We start from the raw sequence: 4,154 nt of genomic DNA on the forward strand, positions 1-4,154 counted from the left end.
GACGGGAATTGTCAGACAGTCCCTAGCGCCGTACCCGTACACCGGCCCGGCGAGCCGGGTCAGGCGTCCAGCGCCGCGCCCACGCTCGGGTAGCAGTGGATCAGGCCGGTGAGCCCGACGATCTCCAGGGTGCGCAGCACCGGCCTGCGCACCCCGGCCAGGCGCAGCCAGCCGGCCGGAGCGTGGGCCTGGTGGGCGGCGATGAGGACGTTGATGCCGCTGGAGTCCATGAACCCCACCCCGGCGAGGTCGGCGACCGTGCGCGGGGTGTCCGCGGTGGCCGCGGGCGTCAGCGCGCGCCGCAGGACACCCGCCGTCCGGTGGTCGATCTCACCGGTCACCGTGACGACGACGGCCCCGCCCAGCGGCGCCCGGCCGACCGCCAGCCCGCCCGGCTCCAGTGGTTCGTCGATGCTCGCCATGTCCGTCACCCGCACCTCGGCCCTGTTCGAAGGTTCCGCCGGCTCCGTGCCCGGCCGCTCACCGGCCACCTGCCCCGATTTCCCCGGACGATGCCGCGCCGGTGCCCTCCGGCAGCGGCTCCCGGCGCTCCAGCCAGGCGCGCGGTACGGCCGTCACGCCGGTGCGCGCGGCCACGATGCCCCCGGCGATGGCACAAGTGGTGTCCACGTCGCCGAACCCCTCCGCCGTGGTCCACAGGGCGGCCACCAGGTCGCCGGGGTGGCGGGCGGCGCACCACACGGCGAACGGCACCGTGTCGTCGGCGCGGATCCGCTGCCCGCTGCCGAGCAGGTCCGAGGCGCGCCAGGGCTCGGTGGCGAAGGGCACCTCGGCGGCGCGGGCCAGCCCCTGTCGGACCGTGCCGTCCGGGGTCAGGGCCGCCACATCGGCGACGGTCAGGGTGCCGCGTGCGGACAGCGCGGCGGCGACCGCCACGGCGACCGCTCCTGCGATGCCCTCGGGATGGGCGTGGGTGACCTCCGCGGAACGTGTCGCCTGCGCGACGACCCGGGGGAGACTGCCGTGGAAGAACGCGCCGAGCGGGGCCACCCGCATCGCCGCGCCGTTGCCGAGGCTGCCCTCGCCGCCGAACAGCTCGCGCGCGAACTCCCGCCACCGGTCCGGAAGTTCGAGCAGACGCGGCAGCAACTGGTGCATGCCGTGGCCGTATCCCCGGGCGGGATCGGCGTCGTAGCCGAGCGCGAAGGACAGGGCCAGTTCGCGCGGGCGGATCTCGCCGTGCTCGTCCAGCACCCGCAGTACGGCGAGGGCCATCGCGGTGTCGTCGGTCCAGTGCCACGGCGATTCCTCGGGGGCCTGCCGGGCGTGTATCTCCCGCAGGGCCCGGCGGGGTTCGCGGAAGAGCGGGAACCAGCGTTCGCCGAAGGCGTCGCCGAGCGCCAGGCCCTCCAGGCTGCGGCGGGCGGCGGCACGGTCCGTGGTCGCGGTGACGGTCATGGCCCCGATTGTGCCCGGCGGGTCACAGCGGTGTGGCGGCGTGCAGCAGAAACGCCAGGGTGAGCGCGGAGTTGGCCGAGAACATCGCGGACAGGGCGGCCCCGACGGTCGCGGTCCACACCGCGAGACCGGCCGTCGTGAACAGGGACGGCCAGGCGTGGGCGGCGGGTTCGGGACCGAGCAGGGCCGCGACCCGGCGGGGGAGCGGCCCCGGCGCGGCGAGCGCGGGCAGCGTCGGCACGGGCGCGGGACCGGTGGCGGCACCGGTGGCGGCCAGCGCCGCCCTGCCGATCGCGCGGGCCACCACCCGGCGGCTGCCCACGGCCCGCGCGGCCTCCTCGTCCGCCCAGCGCTCCGCCGTGTACGCCACCGCGGTGCGCAGCGGCAGCAGGAACGGGTTGGCGCAGGCGGCGAGTTGGACCAGCAGCAGATGACGGTGGTGCCGGGCGGCGAGATGGGCCCGCTCGTGCGCGAACAGCGCGCGGCGCTCCCGCGCGGCCAGCGACCCGAGCATCCCCCTGGACACCACGATCCGGTCCCGCCGGCCGCCCGGCAGCGCGTAGGCGTACGGCGCCGCGTCCGGCAGCACGGCCACCTCGGTGCCCGGTAATCCGGCGAGCGCCCGGTGGGCCCGCCGCCGTACCCGTACATGGCGCGCCAGGGTGCGGCCGCCCGCGGCGAGGACCGCCAGCAGCGCGGGGATCGCGGCCTTGCCCGCGATCTCGTGCCGGGGCACGCTCGCGCGCACCTCCGGGTCGGACCAGCCGTCCGGCAGCGGATTGCCGGGCAGTTGGGCGGTGCCGACCACCATCAGCAGGGCCAGGCACACCGTGCTGCACAGCGCCAGCACGGTGGAGACCGACGTCAGCAGCACGGTCGCGGTGCGCGGATGCAGCCGCTGCTCGGCCAGCCGGGCGATCGGCCAGGCCGTCAGCGGCAGGACCAGGGGCAGGAAGACGAAGATTCCCATGTGCGCTCAGCCGTCGCCGGATTCCAGCAGCTCGCGCAGCAGCCGCTCGTCGCCCTCGGGCAGCGCGGTGATGAAGCTGGCCAGCACCGCGTGCCGGTCCTGCTCGCCGTCCAGGACCCGGCGCATCTTCAGCGCGGCCAGGCCCGCCTCGTCCGCCGCCGGCAGCCAGACGAAGGAGCGTCCCTCGCGCCTGCGGGTGACGGCGTTCTTCGCCAGCAGCCGGCCCAGAACCGTCATCACGGTCGTATAGGCGAGCCCGGCGGCCAGATGGTCGCGCACCCAGCCCGCGGTCACCGCACCACCGGCCTCGTGCAGCGCCCCGAGCACCCGTGTCTCCAACGCCCCCTGCGCCCTGCGCCGACGGTGCGCGTCCGGCTCCGCCACCCGCGTTCTCCCTTCCTGCGTGCCCGCTGTGTGCCTCAACCCCTCGTGCCGAAGGAGCGTCACATCGTACAGAGCGGACCTGCGGCGGCTTTCTTCTACAGTGTTGTAGATTCGCACCGGCGAACCGGTGAGGGCGACGAGAGCAAGGGAGCGGACCCGTGTCGGTCAACCTGAGCAAGGGTCAGCGGATCAGTCTGGACAAGGCGGACGGCGGCGCGCTGGACGCCGTACGGATGGGCCTGGGCTGGCGGGCCGCGCCACGCAAGGGGTTCCTGGCCAAGCTGGCCGGCACCCGGGAGATCGATCTGGACGCCTCCGCGCTGCTGTTCGCGGGCGGGCAGCTCGCGGACGTCGTCTTCTTCCGCCATCTGGCCAGCGACGACGGCTCGGTACGGCATCTCGGCGACAACCTCGTCGGCGGCGCGGGCGCCGGGAGCGACGACGAGGTCATCCTGGTGGACCTGGCGCGCGTGCCGGGCCATGTCGACCAGATCGTGTTCACCGTCAACTCCTTCACGGGGCAGACCTTCGGCGAGGTGCAGGACGCCTTCTGCCGGCTGGTCGACGAGCGGACCGGCACGGAACTCGCTCGCTACACCCTCAGCGGCGGCGGCGCGTACACGGCGCAGATCATGGCCAAGCTCCATCGCACCGGCACCGGCTGGCAGTTGCAGGCCCTCGGCGCACCGGCCTCGGGCCGCACCTTCCAGGACCTGCTGCCCGCGATCGCCGCGCATCTGTGACCCTTCTTGATCAAATCATTGCGCGCGCGTGGAACCGGTGACGGACGGAACACGTTGATCATCATGGACGCGGATTCCCGCGGTGTCTCTGGAGGACATGCATGAGCACGACCCTGACCAAGGGCGGCAATGTGTCGCTGAGCAGACAGGCCCCCGGGCTGACTGCCGTGACGGTCGGGCTGGGCTGGCAGGCGGAGGACGGCTATGAGCCGGACGGCAGCGCGCTGTTGTGCGACGCCTCGGGCCGGGTGCTCTCCGACGAGCACTTCGTCTTCTTCAACAACCCGAGCAGCCCCGACGGTTCGGTCCGGCACGAAGGCCAGGGCCGCCCCGCCGGCGGGGACGACCAGCGGATCAGGATCGACCTCACCCGGCTCCCGGACGCCGTGGAGAAGGTCGTCTTCCCGGTCTCCCTGTACGACGCGGCGGGCCGCGGGCACACCTTCGGACAGGTGCGGCGCGCCCATGTCCGGGTCCTCGACCAGGACGGCGACACCGAACTGGCCCGTTATGAGGTGACCGGTGGCGCCCTCGCGCACGAGACGGCACTGGTCCTCGGCGAGCTGTACCGGCACGGCGCGGAGTGGAAGTTCCGCGCGGTGGGCCAGGGTTACGCCTCCGGGCTCGCGGGCATCGCG

At 74.0% G+C, this 4,154-nt stretch carries 6 protein-coding genes; 2 read left to right on the plus strand and 4 right to left on the minus strand.

Annotated features, from left to right (window positions below; all coding sequences use genetic code 11):
- Positions 1-59 precede the first annotated feature (59 nt).
- From CCN72_RS33775 to CCN72_RS33790, 4 genes are read right to left on the minus strand one after another with little or no spacing between them, the layout of a single operon-like run.
- A complete protein-coding gene (locus CCN72_RS33775; protein WP_086812098.1) occupies positions 60-422 on the minus strand; it encodes an STAS domain-containing protein in 363 nt (120 codons plus the stop codon).
- Positions 423-480: 58 nt separating this feature from the next.
- The gene (locus tag CCN72_RS33780) at positions 481-1,419 is read right to left on the minus strand and encodes an ADP-ribosylglycohydrolase family protein (RefSeq protein WP_086812094.1); all 939 of its coding nucleotides are present in this window, start codon (positions 1,417-1,419) and stop codon (positions 481-483) included.
- A gap of 22 nt (positions 1,420-1,441) precedes the next feature.
- Positions 1,442-2,389, minus strand: a complete 948-nt coding sequence (locus CCN72_RS33785; protein ID WP_086812096.1) for a M56 family metallopeptidase — start codon at positions 2,387-2,389, stop codon at positions 1,442-1,444.
- Between the two features lie 6 nt (positions 2,390-2,395).
- On the minus strand, positions 2,396-2,773 hold the full coding sequence (locus CCN72_RS33790) for a BlaI/MecI/CopY family transcriptional regulator (RefSeq protein ID WP_085563367.1): 378 nt from the start codon (positions 2,771-2,773) through the stop codon (positions 2,396-2,398).
- Positions 2,774-2,931: 158 nt separating this feature from the next.
- Here CCN72_RS33790 and CCN72_RS33795 point away from each other — a divergent pair, with 158 nt between their 5' ends.
- Both CCN72_RS33795 and CCN72_RS33800 read left to right on the plus strand, forming a co-directional pair.
- A complete protein-coding gene (locus tag CCN72_RS33795; protein WP_037653873.1) occupies positions 2,932-3,516 on the plus strand; it encodes a TerD family protein in 585 nt (194 codons plus the stop codon).
- Between the two features lie 101 nt (positions 3,517-3,617).
- Positions 3,618-4,154 (plus strand): TerD family protein (locus CCN72_RS33800; protein ID WP_143664291.1); only part of this gene is annotated, 537 nt, incomplete at its 3' end.

The sequence above is a fragment of the Streptomyces murinus genome (genome assembly GCF_002154555.1).
Lineage (GTDB): Bacteria > Actinomycetota > Actinomycetes > Streptomycetales > Streptomycetaceae > Streptomyces > Streptomyces murinus.